The organism is Pseudomonas sp. BF-RE-25 (assembly GCF_019956105.1).
Classification (GTDB): domain Bacteria; phylum Pseudomonadota; class Gammaproteobacteria; order Pseudomonadales; family Pseudomonadaceae; genus Aquipseudomonas; species Aquipseudomonas migulae.
In genome coordinates this window covers 76102-100595 of sequence record NZ_JAHBDB010000011.1, presented here as the reverse complement: position 1 = coordinate 100595, position 24494 = coordinate 76102, and the positions used below count along the sequence as shown (strand labels likewise).

General features: G+C 60.7%; 24 protein-coding genes and 1 pseudogene. 11 read left to right on the top strand and 14 right to left on the bottom strand.

The window, feature by feature from the left end; all coding sequences use genetic code 11:
• Window positions 1–5: 5 nt before the first annotated feature.
• From KGB24_RS06170 to KGB24_RS06140, 7 genes are all read left to right on the top strand, one after another.
• Entirely contained in the window at window positions 6–770 is a 765-nt protein-coding gene (locus KGB24_RS06170; RefSeq protein WP_008026481.1) for an amino acid ABC transporter ATP-binding protein, read from the top strand.
• Window positions 771–808: 38 nt separating this feature from the next.
• Window positions 809–1633, top strand: coding sequence for an ABC transporter substrate-binding protein (locus KGB24_RS06165; RefSeq protein ID WP_008026483.1), 825 nt, complete (start codon window positions 809–811; stop codon window positions 1631–1633).
• Window positions 1634–1782: 149 nt separating this feature from the next.
• On the top strand, window positions 1783–2625 hold the full coding sequence (locus KGB24_RS06160) for a polysaccharide deacetylase family protein (RefSeq protein ID WP_223414289.1): 843 nt from the start codon (window positions 1783–1785) through the stop codon (window positions 2623–2625).
• Entirely contained in the window at window positions 2618–3505 is an 888-nt protein-coding gene (locus KGB24_RS06155) for a polysaccharide deacetylase family protein (protein WP_223414288.1), read from the top strand. Before KGB24_RS06160 ends, KGB24_RS06155 begins: the two co-directional genes overlap by 8 nt.
• Window positions 3502–4851, top strand: coding sequence for an MmgE/PrpD family protein (locus KGB24_RS06150; protein WP_223414287.1), 1350 nt, complete (start codon window positions 3502–3504; stop codon window positions 4849–4851). The genes KGB24_RS06155 and KGB24_RS06150 overlap by 4 nt, the downstream gene beginning before the upstream one ends.
• Before the next feature lie 151 nt (window positions 4852–5002).
• Window positions 5003–6181, top strand: a complete 1179-nt coding sequence (locus KGB24_RS06145; RefSeq protein ID WP_223414286.1) for an MFS transporter — start codon at window positions 5003–5005, stop codon at window positions 6179–6181.
• Between the two features lie 159 nt (window positions 6182–6340).
• Window positions 6341–7048: an HPP family protein gene (locus tag KGB24_RS06140; RefSeq protein ID WP_223414285.1), complete on the top strand. Its 708-nt coding sequence runs from the start codon at window positions 6341–6343 to the stop codon at window positions 7046–7048.
• Window positions 7049–7099: 51 nt separating this feature from the next.
• On the opposite strand, the gene astA is transcribed toward KGB24_RS06140, so the two are convergent.
• From astA to KGB24_RS06105, 7 genes are all read right to left on the bottom strand, one after another.
• A complete protein-coding gene (gene astA / locus KGB24_RS06135) occupies window positions 7100–8134 on the bottom strand; it encodes an arginine N-succinyltransferase (RefSeq protein ID WP_008038379.1) in 1035 nt (344 codons plus the stop codon).
• Window positions 8131–9069 carry a citrulline utilization hydrolase CtlX gene (ctlX, locus tag KGB24_RS06130; RefSeq protein ID WP_223414284.1) on the bottom strand — a complete coding sequence of 313 codons (939 nt, stop codon included), beginning with the start codon at window positions 9067–9069 and terminating at the stop codon, window positions 8131–8133. The genes astA and ctlX overlap by 4 nt, the downstream gene beginning before the upstream one ends.
• 254 nt (window positions 9070–9323) lie before the next feature.
• Window positions 9324–9803 carry an Lrp/AsnC family transcriptional regulator gene (locus tag KGB24_RS06125; RefSeq protein WP_008026500.1) on the bottom strand — a complete coding sequence of 160 codons (480 nt, stop codon included), beginning with the start codon at window positions 9801–9803 and terminating at the stop codon, window positions 9324–9326.
• 12 nt (window positions 9804–9815) lie between these two features.
• Complete coding sequence (locus KGB24_RS06120; RefSeq protein ID WP_008038375.1) at window positions 9816–10577, bottom strand: ABC transporter ATP-binding protein; 762 nt, start codon at window positions 10575–10577, stop codon at window positions 9816–9818.
• A gap of 51 nt (window positions 10578–10628) precedes the next feature.
• Complete coding sequence (locus KGB24_RS06115) at window positions 10629–11339, bottom strand: ABC transporter permease (protein ID WP_008026504.1); 711 nt, start codon at window positions 11337–11339, stop codon at window positions 10629–10631.
• Window positions 11336–12061: an ABC transporter permease gene (locus KGB24_RS06110; RefSeq protein ID WP_008026506.1), complete on the bottom strand. Its 726-nt coding sequence runs from the start codon at window positions 12059–12061 to the stop codon at window positions 11336–11338. The genes KGB24_RS06115 and KGB24_RS06110 overlap by 4 nt, the downstream gene beginning before the upstream one ends.
• Before the next feature lie 75 nt (window positions 12062–12136).
• Window positions 12137–12916: a transporter substrate-binding domain-containing protein gene (locus KGB24_RS06105; RefSeq protein WP_223414283.1), complete on the bottom strand. Its 780-nt coding sequence runs from the start codon at window positions 12914–12916 to the stop codon at window positions 12137–12139.
• A 448-nt stretch (window positions 12917–13364) separates the two neighbouring features.
• Between KGB24_RS06105 and KGB24_RS06100 the strand changes: the two genes are divergently transcribed.
• From KGB24_RS06100 to KGB24_RS29270, 3 genes and pseudogenes are all read left to right on the top strand, one after another.
• Complete coding sequence (locus tag KGB24_RS06100; RefSeq protein ID WP_223414282.1) at window positions 13365–14471, top strand: enoyl-CoA hydratase/isomerase family protein; 1107 nt, start codon at window positions 13365–13367, stop codon at window positions 14469–14471.
• Window positions 14472–14474: 3 nt separating this feature from the next.
• Window positions 14475–15626 carry an acyl-CoA dehydrogenase family protein gene (locus KGB24_RS06095; protein ID WP_008026512.1) on the top strand — a complete coding sequence of 384 codons (1152 nt, stop codon included), beginning with the start codon at window positions 14475–14477 and terminating at the stop codon, window positions 15624–15626.
• Window positions 15627–15644: 18 nt separating this feature from the next.
• Window positions 15645–15734: pseudogene (locus tag KGB24_RS29270) on the top strand (outer membrane lipoprotein carrier protein LolA); the annotation flags it as partial.
• A gap of 47 nt (window positions 15735–15781) precedes the next feature.
• On the opposite strand, the gene KGB24_RS06090 reads toward KGB24_RS29270, so the two are convergent.
• The 7 genes from KGB24_RS06090 to KGB24_RS06060 form a co-directional block, all read right to left on the bottom strand.
• Window positions 15782–16051 (bottom strand): hypothetical protein, encoded by a 270-nt coding sequence (locus KGB24_RS06090; protein WP_008026514.1) that lies wholly within the window; start codon window positions 16049–16051, stop codon window positions 15782–15784.
• A gap of 273 nt (window positions 16052–16324) precedes the next feature.
• On the bottom strand, window positions 16325–17098 hold the full coding sequence (locus KGB24_RS06085; RefSeq protein WP_008038367.1) for an enoyl-CoA hydratase: 774 nt from the start codon (window positions 17096–17098) through the stop codon (window positions 16325–16327).
• Between the two features lie 13 nt (window positions 17099–17111).
• Entirely contained in the window at window positions 17112–18239 is a 1128-nt protein-coding gene (locus KGB24_RS06080; protein ID WP_008026517.1) for an acyl-CoA dehydrogenase, read from the bottom strand.
• A 147-nt stretch (window positions 18240–18386) separates the two neighbouring features.
• Entirely contained in the window at window positions 18387–19580 is a 1194-nt protein-coding gene (locus KGB24_RS06075) for an acetyl-CoA C-acyltransferase (RefSeq protein ID WP_223414280.1), read from the bottom strand.
• 12 nt (window positions 19581–19592) lie between these two features.
• Window positions 19593–20354 carry an SDR family NAD(P)-dependent oxidoreductase gene (locus KGB24_RS06070; protein ID WP_008026522.1) on the bottom strand — a complete coding sequence of 254 codons (762 nt, stop codon included), beginning with the start codon at window positions 20352–20354 and terminating at the stop codon, window positions 19593–19595.
• Window positions 20355–20370: 16 nt separating this feature from the next.
• Window positions 20371–22035 (bottom strand): AMP-binding protein, encoded by a 1665-nt coding sequence (locus tag KGB24_RS06065; protein ID WP_008026523.1) that lies wholly within the window; start codon window positions 22033–22035, stop codon window positions 20371–20373.
• 250 nt (window positions 22036–22285) lie between these two features.
• Window positions 22286–23302 carry an AraC family transcriptional regulator gene (locus KGB24_RS06060; protein WP_223414371.1) on the bottom strand — a complete coding sequence of 339 codons (1017 nt, stop codon included), beginning with the start codon at window positions 23300–23302 and terminating at the stop codon, window positions 22286–22288.
• Between the two features lie 274 nt (window positions 23303–23576).
• On the opposite strand from KGB24_RS06060, the gene efeU reads away from it, so the two are divergent.
• Window positions 23577–24419, top strand: a complete 843-nt coding sequence (gene efeU / locus KGB24_RS06055; protein WP_223414279.1) for an iron uptake transporter permease EfeU — start codon at window positions 23577–23579, stop codon at window positions 24417–24419.
• Window positions 24420–24494: the final 75 nt, after the last annotated feature.

The window sequence follows — 24494 nt, the reverse complement described above, 5'->3', positions numbered from 1 at the left end:
CGAACATGAGAAGCATCGTCAAGGCCGTGAGCCTGAACAAGTATTACGACCATTTCCACGCCCTCAAGGACATCAACATCGAAGTCGAGCAAGGCGAAGTGCTGTGCATCATCGGCCCGTCCGGCTCCGGCAAAAGCACCTTGCTGCGTTGCGTCAACCAGCTGGAAAAAATCGACAAGGGCGGCCTGTGGGTCGACGGCGAGCTGGTGGGTTACCGCATCGTCGGCAACAAACTGCACGAACTCAACGAGTCTCAGATCGCCCGTCAACGCCTGGCCACCGGCATGGTGTTCCAGCGTTTCAATCTGTTTCCGCACATGACTGTGCTGCAAAACATCATCGAAGGGCCGTGCCAGGTGCTCAAGCGTTCGCCCAAAGAGGCGCACGAAGAAGCCTTGGAACTGCTCGCCCGTGTCGGCCTGGCCGACAAGCGCAACAGCTACCCGATCGAGCTTTCGGGTGGTCAGCAACAACGTGTCGCCATTGCTCGCGCATTGGCCATGCGGCCCAAGCTGATGCTGTTCGATGAACCCACTTCGGCACTCGACCCGGAACTGGTCGGTGAGGTGCTGTCGGTGATGCGCGATCTCGCGCAATCCGGCATGACCATGATCGTCGTCACCCATGAACTGGGCTTCGCTCGCGAAGTATCCAACCGCATGGTGTTCATGGACGGCGGGCAGATCGTGGAGGCAGGAAGCCCCGAAGAAATACTAATAAGTCCGCAAAACCCGCGCACCCAAAGCTTCATTTCTGCCGTTCGAACCTAAGCGCCGGCTGGCGTAACAACACACATAAGAGAACGACCATGAAGAACATCGTAATCCCAGCAGTACTCGCAGGCCTGATGGCATCCAGCGTCAGCTTCGCCGCCGAATTGCCGGCCAGCATCAAGGAAAAAGGCGAGATCGTCGTCGCGATCATGCCGAACTACCCGCCGATGGATTTCAAGGACCCGGCCACCAATACCCTCACCGGTGTGGACGTTGATCTGGGCAACGCCCTGGCCGAACGTCTGGGCGTGAAGATCAAATGGCAGGAAACCGGCTTCGAGCAAATGATCAACGCCCTGACCACCGACCGCGTCGATATGGTGCTGTCGGGCATGACCGACACCAAAGAGCGTCAGGCCAGCGTGACCTTCGTCGACTATTTCACCAGCGGTCCGCAGTTCTACACCCTGCAGAAGAACAAGGACTTCAACGAAATCACCGACCTGTGCGGCAAGAAAGTCGGCACCAGCCGCCGGACCACGTTCCCGGCGGAAATCGCTGAATACAGCAAGGCCAACTGCGAAGCCGCCGGCAAACCGGCCATCGTGGTGATCGGCACCGAAGGCTCGGCGGATGCCCGTGCGCAACTGCGTCAGAGCCGTATCGATGCCGCGATGCAAGGCAGCGAGACCTTGTCGTACCTGAAGACTCAGGAAAAGGACATGTACAAAACGGTCGGCCAGCCGATTTCCGTGCAGTTCTCCGGCATGGGCCTGAGCAACAAAAAGCCTGAGCTGAGCGAAGCGGTGAAGGTTGCGTTGCAAAGCATGATCGATGACGGCAGCTATCAGACCATCCTGAAAAAATGGGACCTGGAGCTGGGCGCAATCAAGACGGCAACCATCAACGCCGGCAAATAATCCGCTCGGGATGAACACATCCCTGTAGGAGCCAGCTTGCTGGCGATAGCGGTGGGTCAGGCACCATCAATGCAGATTGATGCGCCGCCATCGCCGGCAAGCCGGCTCCTACAAGGTTGCGTTTCGACAATTGAATACGGAGCATCACGATGTCGTCCTCCCCAACCTGGCCCGACCAGCACAAGGCCTGCCTTGCCCTGGCCTTCGACCTCGACGGCCCCACCGGCGATGCGATGCTCAACGGCTCGATCTGGCGCAAGCCCGAGTACTTCGGTTTTGGTGGTTACGGCCCTTACCGGGCGCTGCCACGGATTCTCGACCTGCTCGACGAATTCCGCATCCCGACCACGTTTTTCGTTCCGGCCTGGGTCGTGGAGAACTGGCCGAAACAGTGCCAGGCGATTGTCGAACGCGGGCATGAAGTGGCGTATCACGGCTACAAACACGAATCCTTTTACGCCCTGACGCTGGACCAGCAAAGGGACGTAATGAAGAAATCCCGCGAGGTGTTCTGGAAACACCTGAACATCCGCGCCGAAGGTTTCCGCACGCCGTCCGGCGACTGGCGCGCCGAGACCCCGGCGATGCTGGTGGAAGCCGGCGTGACCTACTCCAGCAGCATGCGCGGCGACGACCGACCGTACCTGGTGAACGTGCCGGGGTTCGACACGCCACTGGTGGAAATCCCCGGTCGCTGGGAAATGGACGACTACGCCTCCCTCGCCTACACCCGCGCGCCGGACTTTCCTTCGGGACTGGACCGCACGGCCAGCTACGAGCTGACTCTGGACAACTGGTGCCGCGAGTACGACGGTGCCATGAATGAGGGGTTGTGCCTGACCACCCTGTTCCACCCCAAGATCACCGGCAAACCGGGACGCATCCTGTTGCTGGAAAAACTGTTCGAACACATGCGTCAGCGCGACGACGTGTGGTTTGCCACTTGCCGCGATGTCGCCCAGTGGTGGCTGAAGGAGCATCACCATGGCTGATTCCATCGTCTGGCCCGACGGCTATCGCTGCGCGGTGGTTCTGACCGTCGATTACAACGACATTCACGGGATTCTCACCCAGGCGCCGGAAGTCGCCGGGCGCGACAAGACACTGTCTGTATGGCGTTACGGGAGCCAGCGCGGCGTTGAGCGTCTGCTGGGTTTGTTCAAGGAACTGGGGGTTCGCAGCAGCTGGTTTGTCCCCGGCATCGTCGCCGAAGAAAACCCCGAACACCTTCAGGCGATTCAGGCCGGTGGGCATGAAATCGGCTGCGCCGGGTATCGCCATCAAAACTACGACACCCTCGATCTGGCGCAGCAGAGCGCCGAAATTGCCGCCGGCTGCGAGGCTCTGCAAGCGTTGACCGGCCAGCGCCCGACGGGGTTTCGCATCCCCGCCGGCAATGGCGCGCCGGGGTTCATCGAGGCGCTGAGGGATCAAGGCATTCGTTGGTCATCCTCGTGGCGCGGCGATGATTTGCCGTTCGCGCATCCCACTGCGCCGCAGGTGATTGAACTGCCCTTGCACTACGAGCTGGAAGACGAACCCTACTTCGCGTTCAACCTGAGCCCGGCGGTGCCGCCGGCACAATCGCGGATCGCTTCCTACAGCCACACCCTGGGCAACCTGCAAATGGACTTCGCCGGGTTCCACCGCTTCGGGCTGTGTTACGTGCTGCGTTTGCACCCGGAAATCATTGCCACGCCGGGACGGATCGGCGTGTTGCGCGAATTGCTGCAGGGCATTCAGCAACACAACGACGTGTGGATCGCCACCGGAGCCGAAGTCGCTCAGTGGTGGGCCGATTCCGCGACGCCTGTGACCGAGGATCACCCGGCGTCAGTGTACGAACGGCATTATCGGGACTACCTCCTATGACCGAGCGCTTGCAACGACTGGCGCAGTTTTGCGTCGACACACGATTTGAAGACTTGCCCCCGGCACTGGTTGCACAAGCCAAACGGCACATTCTCGACACCTTTGGCGCGACGCTGGCCGGGGCTGATAGCGATGTGGCGAAACAGGCGCGCCTGGTGTTCGCGGGTGAAACCGGTGGCACGCTGGTCTGGGGCGCGGACCTGCGGGTCGGTGCCGCTCAGGCTGCGATGCTCAACGGCGTCGCCGCACATGCGCTGGAACTGGATGACACCGGTGGCTGTGACCATTCCGGCGCAGTGGTGCTGCCGGCGGTGATGGCCGCTGTTTCGATGTGCACGCGGCCTGTCAGTGGTCGCGAGTTCATCACGGCGGTGGTCATCGGTTACGAAGTCGGCCGCCGCGTGCTCGAAGCCTGTGGTGGTTATTCGGCGCACAACGGTGCCGGCTGGCATTCCACCGCCACCTGCGGCGTGTTTGGCGCGGCGGCGGCAAGTGCACGCATCCTGGGTTTGAACGCCGGACAAATGCTCTCGGCACTGGGCATTGCCGGCAGTTTCAGCGGCGGCTTGTGGGCCTTCATCCACGACGGCTCGCAGAGTAAAAAACTGCACAGCGGGCGCGCCGCCGAAGGTGGATTGCTGGCGGCACGGTTTGCGCAGCAAGGCATCACCGGGCCGTCGAAGCTGTTCGATGATGTCTGGGGCGGTTTCCTGAAAACCCTGGCCGGGGCGTCTTCACAACCTGAAGCACTGGATGCCGACCTGGGTGTCGTGTGGAAGCTCGCCCGCTGTTCGATCAAGCCGTACGCCTCGTGCCGTGGCACGCATTCGGCCATCGACGCGTTGGGGTTGTTGCTGGATCAACTGCAGGTGGATGTCGATCAGGTTGAAGACCTTGAAGTTTCGCTGTGCGGGTTTCTGCAGGACATGTGCGGCGCTCAGGAAGTGAGCAGCCTCGCGGCGGCGCAGATGAGTTTGCCGTACGCCCTCGCCGCACGCCTGGTTCATGGGCATTGCCGGCTGGAGGCGTATGACGACGAGCAACGGCGTGTTCCGCAGATTGCGCTGTGGATGTCGCGCATTCGTCTTGTAGTGGACCCGCAACTGTCAGAGGATGGCGAGCCCGTGGTGAGCGTGCGGACGGTGGACGGTCGGCAGGCGAGCCTGTGCGTCGACCCGCCACTGGGTGCGCCGGCTAATCCGTTGAGTGATGACGCGTTGGAACAGAAGTTTTTCAGTCTGGCGGTGCGGGTGATGCCGAGGTCGCAGGCAGAGGAACTGATCGGGCAGTTGTGGCGGTTGGAAGCATTGGAATCGGTTGCTGCGCTGGATCGGTGGTTGAGTTGAATTTTGCGTTGCCTGTGCGGGCCTCTTCGCGGGCAAGCCTCGCTCCTACAGGGGCAGCGCAACCCCGTAGGAGCGAGGCTTGCTCGCGATTGGGCGCGACGCGTTACACCGTCGAACACCCTGAAATCTGAATAAGGACATTTGCCCCACCGTGGCCACTTACTCGCTTGTTATCCGCCGGTTGATGATCGTATCGCTGACCATCGTCGTCAGCCGCGCCATCACCAGCCCGTTGCTCACGTTGTTCCTGAGCAACAAACTGGGCCTCAACCAACAGGACGTTGGCTTGCTACTGGGCATCGCGGTGTTCATCGCCACCCTGCTCGCGCTCTACGGCGGCTACATCATCGACCGCCTCGAAAAACGCCGGCTGCTGATCCTCGCCATGCTCTCCAGCGCCATCGGTTTCGTGCTGCTGACCTTCGCCGAAAACCTCTACCTGACCACCCTGACCCTGGTGATCACCGAAACCGCTTCGGCGCTGTTCCTGATCGGATCGAAGGCGATCCTCAGCGAAAACCTGCCCATGGGCCAGCGCGCCAAGGCCTTTTCCCTGCGCTACACCCTGACCAACATCGGTTACGCCACGGGGCCGATGCTCGGCGTGGTCATTGCCGGTGTCTACCCGATTGCGCCGTTCCTGATTGCCGGCGGCATTGCGTTTTTCAGCATCTTTTTGATGAGCGGGATCCCGAAAGATTCGAGCCAGACACCGGCGATCGGCCAGCCGCAAAGCTTTCTGAAAACCCTGATCACCCTGAAAAACGACCGCACGCTGATTATGTTCACTTGCGGCTGTCTGCTCAGCACCGTGGTCCATGGGCGCTTCACCCTGTATCTGTCGCAATACCTGCTGGTGACCCAGGATTCCAAACGCGCCCTGGAAACCATGGCCGCCCTGCTCGCCTGCAACGCCATCAGCGTGATCCTGCTGCAATACCAGATCGGCCGTTTCCTCAAGCGTGAACAACTGCGCTACTGGATTGCCGGTGGCACCAGCCTGTTCATCCTTGGCCTGATCGGTTTTAGCCTGGCGGACAGCCTGGTGTCGTGGTGCGTCGCGATGTTCATCTTCACCCTCGGCGAAATGATCATTTACCCCGCCGAATTCCTGTTCGTCGACACCCTGGCCCCGGAAGAGCTGCGCGGCAGTTACTACGGCGCACAAAACCTGGCGGCCCTGGGCGGTGCCCTGAGCCCGGTGATTTGCGGTTTCCTGTTGATGCACACCCCGGCGCCGACGATGTTTTATGCCCTGAGCGCGCTGACCGCCATGGGCGGTTTCCTGTGTTTTATGAGCGGACGCCGGGTGGCTTTACAGCAAAATTAATGCACTGAAACTGCATTAATATGAATTTGTCTCCGTCTGGAATGAGCGGCACACTGTGCCTCGTTCCTCCCCCAATAGTTGGAACGACTTCAAGGGCTTTCTGGGTATCCCAGCTAAGCCTTTTTTTTGCCTCGACTTTTGCAACGGACCGTTCACCTCATGTTTGCTCGCTGGTTCCCCGCCGCCATCAATACTCGACCTTCTGAATGGAGCCGTGCCGCCATCGGCATGGCCCTCGGTACGATGTTCAGCGTCTGGCTGTGCTCACAGGTTTTCGGCATCGAAGTGGCGCAGCACCTGATCGGTCCGCTGGGCGCCTCGGCAGTGCTGTTGTTCGCGGTGTCCTCCGGTGCGTTGGCGCAACCCTGGTCGATTCTCGGCGGCTACTTGAGCGCAGGGGTCATCGCATTGTTGGTCGCCCACGTGCTCGGACGAACCCTTGGCAGTGCTTGCCTGGCCGCAGGCATGTCACTGATCCTGATGTGCTGGCTGCGTTGCCTGCATCCGCCGGCCGGTGCCTTGGCGTTGCTGCTGGTATTGGCAGACCCTGCGACCATCGCGCTGGACTGGAAAGCCCTCGGCCCGGTAATGCTCGGCGCCTCGACGATGTTGCTCAGCGCGCTCGCATACAACAACCTGACGCGCATTCGTTACCCAAGACGCGCCAGTGAACCGGTGCCGATGGTGCCGGCCGATCACCCGCCAATCGACAGCCAGGCGATCACTGCCCAGGACCTGAAACGGGCGCTGGCGGACATGGAAGCTTTCTTTGATGTCACGCCCGAAGACCTTGAACAGTTGATTCAAGCCAGTGAGTTGCATGCCAAACGGCGCAGTATCACTGAAGTCCTTAGCCGCAGAACCTGACACCCTACAGAACCCTTCAGGAGCGAGCAGGCTCGCTCCTGAAGGTTCGAGTCAAGCCGCAGATAATTGCTTGGCCGGTACTGCCAGGCTCACCGCCCGCACTGATGCACCGGCACTCAACCCCAGCGTTTTTGCGGTCTGCGCATCGACAATCAACGTGCCCGCCGCCACCCGCGCCGGTGCTGCGGTAATCCGGCACTCGGCAAACTGGCGGTTGTGAATCAGGTAAGTCGCCGCCTGTTCTCCGGGGGTGCCAATGCTCAGTTGCAGCACCTGACTGTCACGCACCGCGCGGATGTCGGCGGTGGCGCATTCAATCAGCGGCCCGCCGTCGAAAATGTCGATGTAGTCACGGTGTTCGAATCCTTCCGCCTGTAGCATGCCCAGCGCCGGCTCGGTGTTGGGATGGACGCGGCCAATCACCGAACGCGCCGCTTCCGGCAACAGACAGGTCGGCAGCGGAAACTTGGGCATCAGTTCCGCGATGAAGGTCTTGTTGCCCAGGCCGGTGAGGTAATCGGCATCGGCAAAATCCATCTTGAAAAAGTGCCGCCCCAGCCCTTCCCAGAACGGTGAAATGCCCGCTTCGTCCGAGTAGCCGCGCATCTCTGCAATGACCTTGTCGCCGAAGTGCTGACGGAACTCTGCGAGAAACAGGAACCGCGCCTTCGACAACAAGCGCCCGTTCAGCCCGCTGCGATGATCGGCGTGCAGGAACAATGAGCACAACTCCGATTGCCCGGTCATGTCGTTACCCAGGAACAGGGTCGGCAGTTGTTGATTGATCCCGAGGTTTTTCGAGGCTGCGACAAACAAGCCCATTCGATAGTTGTACCAGGGCTCGCGCAGGCCGACGGCACCGGCCAATGCGCAAATACCGATCGCTTCTTGCTGGTCGTTCTCCAGCACAAACAGGTAGTCGGCATCGGCACGCTCGGCGTCGCCGGCAAAGGTTTTCGCGGCCCATTCCAGACGCTGGCGCAAACGCGGCGCATCGGCAGGCAAGGTGGTCAAACCGGTCCCGGCGCTATGAGCCAGGGCCAGGAGTGCCGGCAGGTCAGCCGGTGTGGCGGGACGGACGATCATCGCACTTGCTCCTTGGCAGTCAGGTGTTTGGGCAGGAATACTTCGGCCAACATGCAGCGGGCACTGCCGCCGCCAATGCGTTCGATGGTGTCGATGTTCACTGGCAGCGGCGTGGTGTGGGCTTCAATCAACCGACGCTGGCGGGTGTCCAACGCTTGCCAGGCGGTACGTGACATCACCAGCACGGGGTCGCCCGCACTGCTTTGAACTTCCAGCATGTTGCCGGCAAAGGATTCCAACTGGCTCCAGTTCAGCGCGATGACTTGCTTGCCGCTGTCTTCCAGCCGCGAGCGCAGGGCCAGGCGTTCGCTCGGGTTCGTGACCGATGCCAGGCAGGCAATGGCCAGCCGCGTACCGACGCTCATCATCACGTTAGTGTGGTAAATCGCGACGCCCTGACGGTCTTCTGCCGTGAACGCGCACAGCTCGTAACCCAGATGGTTGACCACCTGATCCAGCGCCCGGGCGTGGGTGCGGGTGGAATAGCCGGCGTAGCAAATCCGCTGCTGACGATCCAGCACCATGCTGCCGGTGCCTTCAAGGAAGACTTCCTGTTGTTCGAGGCTGGAAAGGTCCAACAACTGCTCGACCCGGTACTCGTCGCGCAGCCAGTCGAGCACACCTTTATCCCGCTCCAGGCGCCGGTTGTGGCCCTGCATCGGATACAGCACCAACGTGCCGTCGGGGTGGCTGCTCCACCAGTTGTTGGGAAAGATCGAGTCTGGCGTGTGCGGGGCTTCAAGGTCGTTGTGCACAAGGACCTCGACGCCTTGCCCGCGCAGTGCGGCAACGTAGCCGTCGAATTCTTGCAGGGCCTTGAGCTGAACGTCTTCGGACACGGCTGCCGGGCGCTGAAAACGGTTGTTCGCCGCCGTGTCCTGATTGAAAGAGAAACGTGTCGGGCGAATCATCAAAACGGTATTGGTGGTTTGCATGGGCACAGATTCAATGAGGGTTGAGAGAGGCTCATTGTCTGTTTCGGGAGCGGGAAAACCCGGTTGATAACGGTTTTTAAGGTGATGGAAACGGCTGAAGATTTCGGCTCGTCCAGCCGATTCGGCAAACACCAAAAACCAAATGTGGGAGCGAGCCTGCTCGCGATTGCGGTGTATCAGTCACTAATGAATTGACTGATACACCGCTATCGCCGGCAAGCCGGTCTCGCTCCCACAGGGAACCGGGGTGTTTATTACTCCATCGTGGTCTTGACCATCGCCAGTTCCGGGTGGCTGACCAGTTTGTCGATGTGCAGCTCCGGGTCGTCGAACCAGACTTCGGTCAACACCCGGTAATGTTCCATGTCGCGGCAACGCATGCGCAGGCTGTAGTCGAACGCGCCGCTGATCAAGCGACATTCCAGCACCTGCGGGCAAGCACGGACCTTGGCTTCGAAGGCTTTTTGCGCCGCCCGCCCGCTCTGGTTCGACAGCGCCACCAACACCAGCAAAGACAGCCCAGGTGTCAGTTTTTTCTCATCGAGAATCGCTCCGTAACCGCGAATGACCCCGAGCTGTTCAAGCTTGCGCACCCGTTCCAGGCATGGCCTGGGGGTCAGGTGTACGCGCTCCGAAAGCTTTTGGTAAGTGATGCGCCCTTCATGGCGCAGCACTTCAATGATTGCCTGATCGATACGATCAAGCACGATCGACAGATCGCGGATGTCCGCCATGTACGTCTTGCCTCACTTCAAACGACCCGATAGGAATTGCTGCAAACGTTCACTGTTTGGCCGGTCGAGGATCGTCGCATCACCCTGCTCCTCGACCCGCCCCTGATGCAAGAACAACACCTGGCTTGACACCTGCCGGGCAAAGCCCATTTCATGGGTCACCATCAACATGGTCCGGCCTTCTTCCGCCAGTGCCTGAATCACCTTGAGCACTTCGCCGACCAACTCCGGATCAAGGGCCGAGGTCGGCTCGTCGAACAGCAGAATTTCCGGCTCCACCGCCAGCGCCCGGGCAATCGCCACCCGTTGCTGCTGGCCGCCGGAGAGAAACGCCGGGTATTGATCGGCGACCCGCTGCGGCAAGCCGACCTTGTCCAGATAAGCCCGTGCACTTTCCTCAGCCGCCTTGCGGCTGATGCCCAGCACCCGGCACGGCGCGAGCACGATGTTTTCCAGGACGGTCAGGTGACTCCACAAGTTGAAATGCTGGAACACCATCGCCAGGCGCGTGCGCAAACGCTGCAACTGTGCCGGATGGGCGACACGCATACCACCCGCGCCCGGGCGAGTGATGACCCGTTCGCCGTCGAGTTCGATGGCGCCCTCGTCCGCCCGTTCCAGAAAATTGATGCAGCGCAGCATCGTGCTTTTGCCTGAACCGCTGGCGCCGATCATGCTCACCACGTCCCCTGCCCGCGCATTCAACGAGACGCCCTTGAGCACTTCATTGTCACCAAAACGTTTATACAGATTTTCAACCGTGAGTTTGTACATGCAGACACCCCTGCAGCAGCACCCGATTCGGCGCTGCTCTGGATAAATGGATTAATGAGTCGGCCCGAGAAAGCTCAGCCAGCGCTTTTCCGCGAGGCGAAATGCGCCGACCAGGCCAAACGACAACGCGAGGTACAGCAGGCCGGCAATGCCGAACGCCTGAAAGGTCATGAAGGTCGCGGCGTTGGCGTCGCGGGCGACTTTGAGAATGTCCGGAATGGTTGCGGTGAACGCCACCGATGTCGCGTGCAGCATCAGAATCACTTCGTTGCTGTAATACGGCAGCGCACGGCGCAGCGCCGAGGGCAGGATCAGTCGCAGGTACAGGCGCCAGCCGCTCAAGCCATAAGCGTGGGCTGCCTCGATTTCACCGTAGGGAATGCTGCGGATCGCACCGGCAAAAATTTCCACGGTATAGGCGCAAGTGTTGAGGGTGAACGCGAGCAGCGTGCAATTCATCGCGTCGCGAAAGAACGCTTCGAGCAGCGGCTGCGAGCGCACCACCGCGATGCCGTAGATCCCGCTGTAGCAAATCAGCAGCTGGATATACAGCGGCGTACCGCGAAACACGTAGGTAAACAGCTGGACCGGCCAGCGCAGCAAGCCCCAGCGCGAGGTGCGCAGGATCGCCAACGGCAACGACAGGACAAACCCCATCGCGATGCTCGCCACCAGCAACCACAGGGTCATCGCCAGGCCAGTGAGGGTCTCGCCGTCGCTGAACAGAAAGGGTTTCCAGTATTCGGCAATCAACTCGATCATCGCGCCATCCCCCGTACGCCCTGGTTGTAACGTCGCTCCAACACACGCAAGGCGTAGTTCGACGCGCTGGTGATCAGCAGATAAAGCGCCCCCGCCATCAGCAGGAAATCGAGCATGTTGAAGGTGCTTTTACCGGCCTCCTGCGCGACCTTGACCAGGTCCGACAGGCCGATGATCGATACCAGCGCCGTGGCCTTGAGCAACACCAGCCAGTTGTTGCCCAGGCTCGGCAAGGCGAAACGCATCATTTGCGGAAACACCACGAAGCGAAACCGCTGCCAGCGGTTCAAACCGAAACACGCCGCGGCTTCCTGCTGTCCACGCGGCACGCTGAGGATCGCCCCGCGAAAGGTCTCGGTGAAATACGCGCCATAGATAAACCCGAGCGTGATAATCCCGGCCACGAACGGGTCGATTTCCATGTACGGCCAGCCCATCGCTTCGGTCAGGCTGCTCAGCCAGCCTTGCAGGCTGTAGAAAATCAGCAGCATCAGCACCAGGTCCGGCACACCGCGAATCAAGGTGGTGTAGAAGGTAGCCGGCAGGTTCAACAGCTTCAGCGGCGACAGCTTTGCCGCCGCGCCGAGCAACCCCAGCGCCATGCTCACCAGCAGCGAGAGCGCCGACAGTTTCAGCGTGACCCAGGTGCCGTGCAGCAACAATGGGCCATAGCCTTGCAGGGCCGAAACATCGAGCCCGATCAGATTCAGGAAGGAATTCACGCCAGTCACCTGTCTTGAGGCGCCCACGATGAAACACTGTACCGGTTCACGGCACAGTGTCTTGGGGCGCGAGGATCAGTTGTTGTAGAGGTCCAGATCGCCGAAATGCTTCTGCTGGATCTGTGCGTAGATGCCCTTGTCGTGCAGGGCCTTGATGGCGGCATTGAGCATGCCTTTGAGTTCTTCGTTGTCCTTGCGCACGCCGATGGCAATTTCCGACGGCACCAGCGGGTCGCTGATGCCTTCGCTGTTCTGGAAGTCAGCCCCTTGTGGGGATGTGAGGAAGCTCATCTGCGCTTGCAGCTTGTCCTGGATCGACGCATCGAGACGGCCATAAACCAGGTCGGCGTACACCTGATCCTGATTCTGATAAGCCCGCAGCTTCACGCCGCCCGGCCCCAGTTTGGCCTTGGCGTAGGTTTCCTGAATCGTGCCCTGCATGTAACCGATGGTCTTGCCCCGCAGCGACTCGGCGGTGGGCAGCAGCCCGGAGTCCTTGCGGGTGACGATGGCGGTCGGCCCGGCGTACAGACGGTCGGTGAAGTCGATCTGCTTTTTGCGCGGCTCGGTCACGGTCATCGACGATTCGATGGCGTCGAACTTGCCGGCCTTGAGGGCTGGAATCAGCCCGTCGAAATCATTGCTGACCCACACACAGGTCAGTTTCAGCTCGGCACAGATCGCGTTGCCCAGGTCCACGCCAAAGCCCTGCACGCCGCCATCGGCGGTGGTTGACTCAAAAGGCGGGTAGCTTGGGTTGACGCCGAATCGCAGCTCTTTCCATTCCTTGGCATGGGCGTTGGTGGTGCAGCACAGCAGCGCGAGTGTCGGCAAAGTCAGCCATTTGATATTCATCTTCTTGAGTCCCGATTTGTTTGGAGTTATCGCGGCCTGGCGAACCGGACCGCCTTTTTGGGCAGGAACAGAGAGTCGGTGCGGCGCGAGCCGCAACAGCGTTCTTATTGTTTTGTTCGAGGGGCCGCACGTTGCGGCCTCCAGCCTGAAACCCTCGGCACAGACGGCTTCAAAACCACGGCCAGAATGCCAACAGATAACCTGTTGCAGGTGTCGTAAGGGCCGCTCCAGACGCCCCGATTGCGCTGATAAGGCTGTTTTCACAGCCGATTCGGTCGTGAGCGCGGCCCGCGGTGGTCTTGAGAGGGAAATCCTTCAGCGCTATTACAAAAATGCACACAAGACCTGCACATATCCGGGTTGTACTAGGCAAATTTGCACTGTTACGATCCAGCATCGCTCGCGCGCGAGCTTCTCTATAAAGAACAATAAAAGCAGGGAGTTAGTGATGACTGCTCAGGTTTCATCGAAGTGGACTTCGTCCATGGATGCCACGCAAAACGACGTGCTGGCCGAGGTTCGCAACCATATCGGTCACCTGACCCTCAACCGCCCCGCCGGCCTCAACGCCATTACCCTCGACATGGTGCGCAATCTGCAGCGTCAGCTCGACGCCTGGGCGCAGGATTCGAACATTCACGCGGTGGTCTTGCGCGGTGCCGGCGAAAAAGCCTTTTGTGCCGGCGGCGACATCCGCTCGCTGTATGACAGCTTCAAAAACGGCGACACCCTGCACGAAGACTTCTTCGTCGAGGAATACGCCCTCGACCTCGCGATTCACCATTACCGCAAACCGGTTCTCGCCCTGATGGACGGCTTCGTCCTGGGTGGCGGCATGGGCCTGGTGCAAGGCGCCGATCTGCGCGTGGTCACCGAGAAAAGCCGCCTGGCGATGCCGGAAGTGGCCATCGGTTATTTCCCGGACGTCGGTGGCAGCTACTTCCTGCCGCGCATCCCCGGTGAACTGGGGATCTACCTGGGCGTCAGCGGCGTGCAGATCCGTGCGGCGGATGCGCTCTATTGCGGCCTGGCCGACTGGTATCTGGACAGCAGCAAACTGGCCACGCTGGACGAAAAACTCGATCATCTGGAATGGCACGACACGCCGCTCAAGGAGCTGCAAGGCCTGCTGGCCCGACTCGCCGTGCAGCAACTGCCGGACGCGCCATTGGAAGCACTGCGCCCGGCTATCGATCACTTCTTCGCCCTGCCCGATGTGCCGGGTATTGTTGAACAATTGCGCAACGTCACGGTTGCCGACAGCCATGAATGGGCGACCACCACCGCCGACCTGCTGCAAAGCCGTTCACCGCTGGCCATGGGCGTGACCCTGGAAATGCTGCGCCGCGGTCGGCACCTGAGTCTGGAAGACTGTTTTGCCCTGGAGCTGCACCTGGACCGTCAGTGGTTCGAGCGCGGCGACCTGATTGAAGGCGTGCGCGCCTTGCTGATCGACAAAGACAAGACCCCGCGCTGGAACCCGCCGACCTTGCAGGCGCTGGACGCCGCACATGTCGCGAGTTTTTTCACAGGGTTTGACCGGAGCGGGAGCTGAGCCATGCACGATATCGAATTGAGCGAAGAGCAAGTCATGATCCGCGACATGGCCCGGGACTTTGCCCGCGGCGAAATCGCGCCCCACGCGCAAGCCTGGGAAAAGGCCGGCTGGATCGACGACGGTCTGGTGGCGAAGATGGGCGAGCTGGGGCTGCTGGGCATGGTGGTGCCCGAGGAATGGGGCGGCACTTATGTCGATTACGTCGCCTACGCCCTGGCGGTGGAAGAGATTTCCGCTGGAGACGGCGCCACGGGTGCACTGATGAGCATCCACAATTCCGTGGGTTGCGGGCCGGTCATGAACTACGGCACCGACGAACAGAAACAGACCTGGTTGCCGGATCTGGCCAGCGGCAAGGCCATCGGCTGCTTCTGCCTGACCGAGCCGCAAGCCGGTTCCGAGGCGCATAACCTGCGCACCCGCGCCGAACTGCGCGACGGCCAGTGGGTGATCAACGGCGCCAAGCAATTCGTCAGCAACGGTAAACGGGCGAAACTGGCGATTGTGTTTGCAGTGACCGATCCGGACCTGGGCAAGCGTGGTATCTCGGCGTTTCTGGTGCCGACCGATACTGCCGGTTTCATCGTTGATCGCACTGAACACAAGATGGGCATTCGCGCGTCCGACACCTGCGCAGTGACCCTGAGCAACTGCACCATCCCCGAAGCCAATCTGTTGGGTGAACGCGGTAAAGGCCTGGCCATCGCCCTCTCCAACCTCGAAGGCGGACGCATCGGCATCGCCGCGCAGGCCTTGGGCATCGCGCGTGCCGCGTTCGAAGCGGCACTGGCCTACTCCCGTGATCGCGTGCAGTTCGCCAAGCCGATCATCGAGCACCAGAGCATCGCCAATATGCTGGCCGACATGCACATGCAACTCAACGCTGCACGGTTGATGATCCTGCATGCCGCGCGGTTGCGCAGTGCGGGCAAGCCATGTCTGTCGGAAGCTTCGCAGGCCAAGCTGTTTGCCTCGGAAATGGCTGAGAAGGTCTGTTCGTCAGCGATGCAGATCCATGGCGGGTACGGGTATCTGGAGGATTACCCGGTGGAGCGTTACTACCGGGATGCGCGGATCACGCAGATTTATGAAGGATCGAGCGAGATTCAGCGGATGGTGATTGCCCGAGAGTTGAAAAATTATCTGGTGTGACACCGTGTAGGAGCGAGCTTGCTCGCGAGGGTCGTCAACGATGACGCGGGGAACCTGAAACACCGCGGTGCTCTCAGGTTTTTCGCGAGCAGGCTCGCTCCTACAGTTGATCTCTGGTGTTCATGAGATCCCCTGCTCGCGAAGGCGTTATTGGTTTAAACCACAGACGTTGTGGCACGTACGGTCTGAATTGCCACGCTCAAATCGGGTTCGCTGGACGGCATTTCCTGCACCGCGAAGAACACCGATGTCGTGCCGTCTTCCTCGATCACAACGGTTCGTCGGGTCACCAACAAGGCTGTGTTGGGGGTTTGCGGCCAATAGACGATGTCGTCTTTCATGGGCTCGTTGGCCAGAACATAACCTTGGGGAACGTGCGATACCGGCGTACCGCACTGGGCGTGCACAAAATGACAAATGCTCATGTAAACCTCGAATAAAGTGATTGAGCCTGAAACGACGGCTTCGTCCTGAAGCCTCGGTTAGCGTCCGGGCAAATTCACCATAGTCGAGGTACATGGGAGCGGATACGGGCGGAGTGATGGCCCTGCTTCGCTGAATTCTTTCAATGCATTTCAAGGACGCTGAAAAAGCATCGCGAGCAGGCTCACTCCCACACTTGACCGCATTTCTCCTGAAGAAACCTGGTCGAATGTGGGAGCGAGCCTGCTCGCGATGGCGTCCGTCAGGACACCGCATTACTTACCGACGAACTCCGCCTCACGCTTGGCAATAAACGCCGCCATCCCTTCCTTCTGATCCTGCGTCGCAAACGCTGCATGGAACACCCGACGCTCAAAGCGCACGCCCTCCGAAAGGCTCACTTCGAAGGCTCGGTTGACGCTTTCCTTGACCATCATCGCAATCGGCAACGACTTCTTGGCGATCAGCGCGGCGACTTTCAGCGCTTCTTCCAGCAACTCATCCGCCGGAACGATTCGCGCGACGATCCCGCAACGCTCTGCTTCCACGGCATCGATCAAACGCCCGCTCAGGCACATTTCCATCGCCTTGGCCTTACCGACGGCGCGAGTCAGGCGCTGGGTGCCGCCCATGCCCGGCAGCACGCCGAGGTTGATCTCCGGTTGGCCGAACTTCGCGTTGTCCCCGGCGAGGATGAAGTCGCACATCAACGCCAGTTCACAACCACCGCCCAGGGCAAACCCGTTCACAGCAGCGATGATCGGCTTGCGGCGGTTGGCCACGCGGTCGCTGTCGCTGAACAGATCGTCGAGGTAGATCTGCGGGTAGGTCAGCTCAGCCATTTCCTTGATGTCGGCACCGGCGGCGAAGGCTTTTTTCGAGCCGGTCAGCACGATGCAACCGATGTTCGAATCAGCTTCCAGGCCATCGAGGGCGTGGTTCAGTTCGCTGACGATCTGCGCGTTCAACGCGTTCAGCGCCTGCGGACGGTTCAGGGTGATCAGGCCGACACGGCCGTGGGTTTCCAGCAAAATCGTTTCGTAACTCACAATGGACTCCTTCTTAAAGACTGCGCGAAATGACCATGCGCTGAATATCGCTGGTGCCTTCGTAGATCTGGCATACCCGCACGTCGCGGTAGATCCGCTCCAGCGGGAAGTCGTTCAGGTAACCGTAACCGCCGAGGGTTTGCAATGCGGCAGAGCAGACCTTTTCGGCCATTTCCGAGGCAAACAGCTTGGCCATGGACGCTTCGACCAACGCCGGTTTGCCGCTGTCACGCAGCGCGGCGGCGTAATGCACCATTTGCCGGGCGACGGCGATCTGGGTCGCCATGTCCGCGAGGCGGAACGCGACGGCCTGATGCTCGATGATCGGTTTGCCGAAACTCTCGCGCTCACGGGCGTAATCCCGCGCCGCTTCAAACGCGGCTCGGGCCATGCCCACCGATTGCGAAGCGATACCGACGCGGCCGCCTTCGAGGTTGGCCAGGGCAATTCGATAGCCTTCACCCTCCTCGCCCAAGCGGTTGGCCACCGGCACCTTCACGTCTTCGAACAGAATCTGGCAGGTGTCGGACGCATGCTGGCCGAGTTTGTCTTCGACGCGGGCGACTTTGTAGCCCGGTGAATCGGTGGGCACGATCAGTGCGGTGATCCCGCGTTTGCCGGCGCTCGGGTCCGTCACTGCGAACACGATCACCACACCGGCGTTCTGCCCGGAGGTGATGAACTGTTTGCAACCGTTCAGGACGTAATGATCGCCTTCCAGGCGCGCACGGGTTTTCAGGCCGCTGGCATCGGAGCCAGCCTGCGGTTCGGTCAGGGCGAAAGCGCCAAGCATTGCACCGCTGGCCAACGGTTTGAGAAAGCGTTCTTTCTGGTCGTCGTTGCCGTAGTTCAGGATCGGCACGCAACCGACCGAGTTGTGCACGCTCATGATGGTCGAGCAGGCGCCGTCGCCGGCGGCGATTTCTTCCAGGGCCATGGCGTAGGCCAGGTAACCGGTGTCGCACCCGCCCCACTGTTCGGGCACCAGCATGCCGAAGAAGCCCAGTTCAGCCATTTCGCCGATGGCTTCCTTGGGGAAGCGGTGCTCACGGTCCCATTCGGCGGCGAACGGTTTCAGGCGTTCCTGGGCAAACTGCCGGGCCGCTTCGCTGATCTGCAGTTGTTCGTCATTGGGAATCATGACCAGTCCTTAAAAAAAGAATCGCATTCCCTGTAGGAGCGAGCTTGCTCGCGAAGAACTTCAGGGCACCGCGTTTATCCGGGCAGCCCTCGTCATCGTTAACGTCCATCGCGAGCAGGCTCGCTCCTACAGGGTTTTGCGTTGGTTTCAGTACAGGCATTCCACGGCCATCGCCGTGGCTTCGCCGCCGCCGATGCAGATCGCTGCAACGCCGCGCTTCAGGCCTTTCTGGCGCAGGGCCGAGAGCAGGGTCACGAGGATCCGCGCGCCGGACGCACCGATCGGGTGGCCCAAGGCGCACGCGCCGCCGTGCACGTTGAGTTTCGCGTGGGGGATTTCCAGATGGGTCATCGCTGCCATGCCGACCACGGCGAAGGCTTCGTTGACTTCCACCAGGTCCACGTCATTCAACGACCAGCCGGTTTTCTTCATCAGCCGCTTGATCGCGCCTATCGGTGCCACCGGGAACAGGCCCGGCGTGTCGGCGAATGCCGCGTGACCATGGATCACAGCCAGCGATTTCAGGCCGCGCTTGTCCGCTTCGGAACGACGCATCAGCACCAGCGCCGCCGCACCGTCGGAAATCGAACTGGAGTTGGCCGCCGTCACCGTGCCGCCTTCGCGGAAGGCCGGTTTCAGCGAGGCAATCTTGTCCAGTTTGGCTTTCGGCGGCTGCTCGTCGTTGCTGATGACGACTTGCTCTTTGCCGACGGTCACGGTCAACGGCACGATCTCGTCCTTGAAGCTGCCGTCCTTGATCGCCTGCTGCGCGCGGGTGGTCGAAGCGATGGCAAACGCATCCTGAGCTTCGCGGCTGAAGCCGTTGGTTTCAGCGCAGTCCTCAGCGAAAGTGCCCATCAGGCGGCCCTTGTCGTAGGCGTCTTCCAGGCCGTCGAGGAACATGGAATCGAGCACACGGCCATGGCCCATGCGATAACCGCTGCGGGCGCGGTCCAGCAGGTATGGCGCGTTGGACATGCTTTCCATGCCGCCCGCCACCACCACATCGGCGCTGCCGGCGAGCAGCATGTCATGGGCCAGGATGGCCGCTTCCATACCGGAACCGCACATCTTGTTCAGGGTGGTGCAGCGGGTCGATTTATCCAGCCCGGCGCCCAGTGCGGCCTGGCGCGCCGGCGCCTGGCCGAGGCCGGCGGGCAGCACGCAGCCAAACAGCACTTCTTCAACCGCGTCCGGCGCCACACCGGCGCGTTCAACGGCGGCGCGAATCGCGGCGGCACCCAATTGCGGTGCAGTCAGGCTTTTCAGTTCGCCCTGGAAACCGCCCATCGGGGTACGGACGGCGCTGACGATAACGATTGGATCGTGGGAAAGGGTCATGACAAATCCTCCTTACTTGGCGGCCATGCGCAAGGCACCGTCGAGACGGATCACCTCGCCATTGAGCATGCTGTTATCAATGATATGCCTGACCAGCTGCGCGTACTCGGCCGGTTTGCCCAAACGTGGTGGAAACGGCACGCCAGCGGCAAGGGAATCGCGGACTTCCGGGGTCATGCCGGCCATCATCGGCGTCTCGAAAATCCCTGGGGCGATGGTCATCACACGGATACCGAAGCGCGCCAGTTCACGAGCCGCCGGCAAGGTCAGGCTGACAATCGCGCCTTTCGATGCCGCATAGGCCGCCTGGCCAATCTGGCCGTCATAGGCTGCGGCGGAAGCCGTGTTGATGATCACACCGCGCTCGCCATCGGCATCCGGCTCGGTTTCGGCGATGGCCGCCGACGCCAGACGCAGCATGTTGAAGCTGCCGATCAGGTTGACGTTGATCACCTGGCTGAAACTGGCCAGTGCATGCGGACCGTTTTTGCCGAGGATCTTCTCGCCACGCACGATGCCGGCGCAGTTGACCAGACCGTTCAGGCCACCGAAGGCTTTGACCGTGGCCTGCACCGCCGCTTCCGCCGCCGCTTCGTTGCTGATGTCCGCGACCACGCTTTGCGCGCCAAGACGTTCAGCCTGGGCCGCGACCGCTTCGGCGTTCATGTCCACCAGCATCACTTTGGCGCCGGCCGCGACCAGCATTTCAGCCGTGGCCGCGCCGAGCCCGGAGGCACCGCCGGTGACGAGAAAAACCTTGTTTTCGATCTGCATCATTGTTTCCTTGGATTCAAGCTGAAACGTTCTTCGCTGCGGCCTCTTGAGCCTTGGCGATTTCCTGGTTGCGCAAGATAAAGCGCTGCAATTTGCCGCTTGGGGTTTTCGGCAACTCGCTGACAAATTCGATTTCACGTGGGTAAGAGTGCGCGGCCAGACGTTTGCGCACATGTTGGCGCAGCTCTTCGGCCAGCTCCGGCGCGGCGCGGTATTGCGCGCTGAGCACGACGAAGGCTTTGACCAGTTCGGTGCGCTCCGGATCGGGTTTGCCGACCACGGCGGCTTCGACGACGGCCGGGTGTTCGATCAACGCACTTTCGACGTCGAACGGGCCGACGCGGTAGCCGGAGGTGGTGATCACGTCGTCACTGCGGCCGACGAAGCTGATGCTGCCGTCCGGGTTCCACTCGACGGTGTCGCCGCTCAGGTAATAGTTGCCGACGAAGGCTTTGGTCGGTGCGCCTTCGTAGCCGTTGAACCAGCACATTGGCGACTGAGTGCGGTCGATGGCGAGGATGCCGGGTTGGCCGACACCCAGTTCCTTGTACTCCTCGTCCAGCACCACGATACGGTGGCCCGGCGAAGCAAAACCGGCGGCGCCCATGTGGATCGGATGATCGAGGCCGTGGTGGTTGCACAGGACCATGCCCAATTCGGTCTGGCCGTAATGGTCGTGAATGACCACGCCGAGGTTGTCGGCAAACCAGCGGATCACTTCCGGGTTCAACGGCTCGCCGGCGCTGCTGACGATGCGCAGCTTGCCTTTGATCGACTTGGCAAACTCATCGCCACCGGCGATCAACAGACGATAGGCGGTTGGAGAGCCAGTGAGGTTGGTGATCCCGTATTTGTTGATCACCCGGCAGGTGCTTTCGAGGGTGAACGGGCCATCGTAAAAGGTGATCGGATGCCCCATCGCCATCGGCCCGGTGACGCCGAAATAGATGCCGTAGGCCCAACCCGGATCGGCGACGTTCCAGAAAGCGTCTTCAGGGCGCAGGTCCACGGCGTCGCGGGTGTAGCTCTCGAACGCGACGATTGCCTTGAGCGGCACCGACAGCGCTTTCGACGGGCCGGTGGTGCCAGAGGTGAACATCAGCAGGAATGGGTCTTCGCCGGTCAGCAGCACCGGTTCGCAATCAGCGGAATAGTTGGCCAGTTCGGCCCAGAAGCTGAAATCACCACGGACGATGCCCTGGCCTTTTGCACCACCGACGGTGACGATGGTCGGGCAATCGGCGACTTCAGCGAGTTTGGAGCGATTGACTGCGTCGGTCACCACCACTTTGGCGCCGGAGCTGCTCAAGCGGTGTTCGATGGCCTTGGGACCGAACGCGGTGAACAGCGGCTGATACACCGCGCCGATGCGCCAGGTGGCGAACACGGTGATCAACAATTCGATATTGCGCGGCAGCAGGCCGGCGACCTTGTCGCCTTTCTTTACGCCCTGCGCCAGCAGGAAATTGGCGAAACGTGCAGCCTTGTCCTGCAAGTCGCTGAAGGTGTACGTAGAGCTGGAACCGTCGCGACCTTCCCAGAACAGCGCGATGCGACCTGGCAACGCATGCCGGTCGCAACACTCGACACAGGCATTGAGGGCCGTCAGGTTACCCGCGAGTGCGGCGTCGACGGTGTGCTGATAATTGAACTGTGACGTGGCAGACAAGTAATCGCGCATTGCCAGAATCCCTCGGTATTTTTATTAGGTTGGGGGAAGCGTAACCAACAGGGAAATACTCGCTCTGCGCGGGGGGTGGGGCAATGGTCAAAGCTATCAAGTTGTCTGACTGGTTTGGCCAAGATCCAATAGATGTGGCGCCTGGTTTGACGCGTTCGCGGGCAAGCCTCGCTCCTACAGGGGATCGCATTTCTCTGTAGGAGCGAGGCTTGCCCGCGAAGAGGTCAGCTGCATCAATACAAAATCAGGATCAGTCGGCCTCGGTCAGAATCAAACTCCGATAATGCCCCGGATTCGACCCCGACCATTTGCGAAACGCCTTGTAGAACGAGCTCGCATCGGCAAACCCCAGCCGCGTGGCGATTTCGGCGAAGCTGATACTTGGCTCCGCCAGCCAGACAATGGCCAGTTCCTTGCGCACGCTGTCCTTGAGGCCTTGATAAGTCTGCCCCTCCTCCGCCAGCCGCCGCCGCAAGGTCGAGGCCGACATGCACAGTTGCTGTGCCAGAGGTTCGGTCTCAGGCCACTGCTCGGCGGGCAATTGCCGCAAATCGTGCTTGATCCGACTCGCCAGACTCTCCGGGTCGCGGTACTTGACCAGAATATTGGCCGGCGCATGGGCCAGGAAGCGCTTGAGTTCTTCCGCGCTGCGCTTGATCGGCAGATCCAGGCAATCGGCCGAAAAAATCATTCGGGTGCGCGGCCGGTCGAAACGCAGGTTTTCGGAAAACATCACCTGATAGTCATCGCAAAAGTCCGGCGCCGGGCAGCGCAACTCGATGGCCAGAATCGGAATCCGCCGCCCGGCCAGCCAACACGCAACACCGTGAACGATCATCCAGTAGGTGAAATAGGTGAACGCGCGGCGAGGGTCCTGGTCGTCTTCCAGCAGGACGATTTCCGCGAGACTTTGCTGACGAACCAGCTGCGCGGGCAGGTATTCGAGCATCAACGACAAAAACCCCAGCCCCGAAGTCAGGCCGGCGGCCAGGCTCGGCTGGACCATCGAGCAGCGACACAGAAACTCCAGGCTGCCGGATTTGAGCTTGCGCGGGTCCATGCCAAAAAATTCATCGTCGCCACGCCGGGCCAGCAACCGCCACAAACGCGCATAGGCCGTGGCCGGGACGCGGGCAACGGCGGACTCCAGCAGCGCCGGATCGATACCGACCTTGTTCAACACCTCATCGGTGGCCGCGCCAGGGGCGCAACTTTGCAACAGCGCTTCACGCACCAGTTGAATGGAAATGGTGTCTTTTTCCGACATTGCGCGGGGTGTGCCCTGTTGTTTGAGTGGTGGCATCTTAGCGCAGATCCTGTGGGAGCGAGCCTGCTCGCGAAGAGGCCAAATCAGTCGACATTGATGCCGCCTGACATACCGCAATCGCGAGCAGGCTCGCTCCCACAGGGTGATGTGGGTGATGTGGGTGATGTTGAGGGTTGTTCAGGTTAGGTTCAGGTAAATGTCAACTATTGGCATTTGGGAATGAGTGTCATTATGTTACAAATTAGCACCCTATCTATTTCCACGACGGTGCTGAATGCTTGTTCCTTTTCTGATCATGCTGCGCGAAGGCATCGAGGCCGCATTGATCGTCGGCATCATCGCCAGCTACCTCAAGCAAACCGGTCGTGGCCAGTGGATGCCAGCCGTTTGGATAGGTGTGTTTCTCGCTACGGCACTGGCCCTGCTGGTGGGCGGCGGTCTGGAACTGGTCAGCGCTGAGTTCCCGCAGAAACAACAGGAACTGTTTGAAGGTGTGGTCGGCCTGGTGGCGGTCGGCATCCTCAGTTCCATGGTGTTCTGGATGCGCAAGGTGGCGCGTTCGATCAAGCATTCGCTGCACGTCTCCCTCGATCAGGCGCTGACTGGCTCTAAGCATCAGGTCACGGCGCTGATCGCCATGGTGTTTTTCGCCGTCGCTCGGGAAGGCCTGGAAACGGTGTTTTTCCTGCTCGCGGTGTTCCAGCAAAGCGAAGGCCCGGCGGCACCGATTGGCGCCCTACTCGGCCTGATTCTGGCGATCATCGTTGGCTTCCTCATTTACACCGGCAGTATGCGTCTGAACCTCGGCGCGTTCTTTCGCTGGACCGGGCTGTTCATCCTCGTGGTCGCGGCCGGCATTCTCGCCAACTCGGTACAGGCGCTGCATGAAGCCGGGATCTGGAATCACCTGCAAACCGTGCTGTTCGACTTCAGCGCCACGCTGCCAATGGACGGACCGCTGGGCTCGGTGCTGGCCGGGATGTTCGGCTACCAGGACGCGCCCACCGTCAGCACCCTCGGCGCTTATCTGATTTACCTGGTGGTGGCGCTGGTGATGTTTTTTCTCCCGGCGCCACCTGCCCTCCGTAGGAGCGAGCCCGCTCGCGATGGTCGTTAACGTTAACGCGTGAAACCAGATGCCCAGCGGCGCCTGTGGCTTTTTCGCGAGCAGGCTCGCTCCTACAGGGGCGTA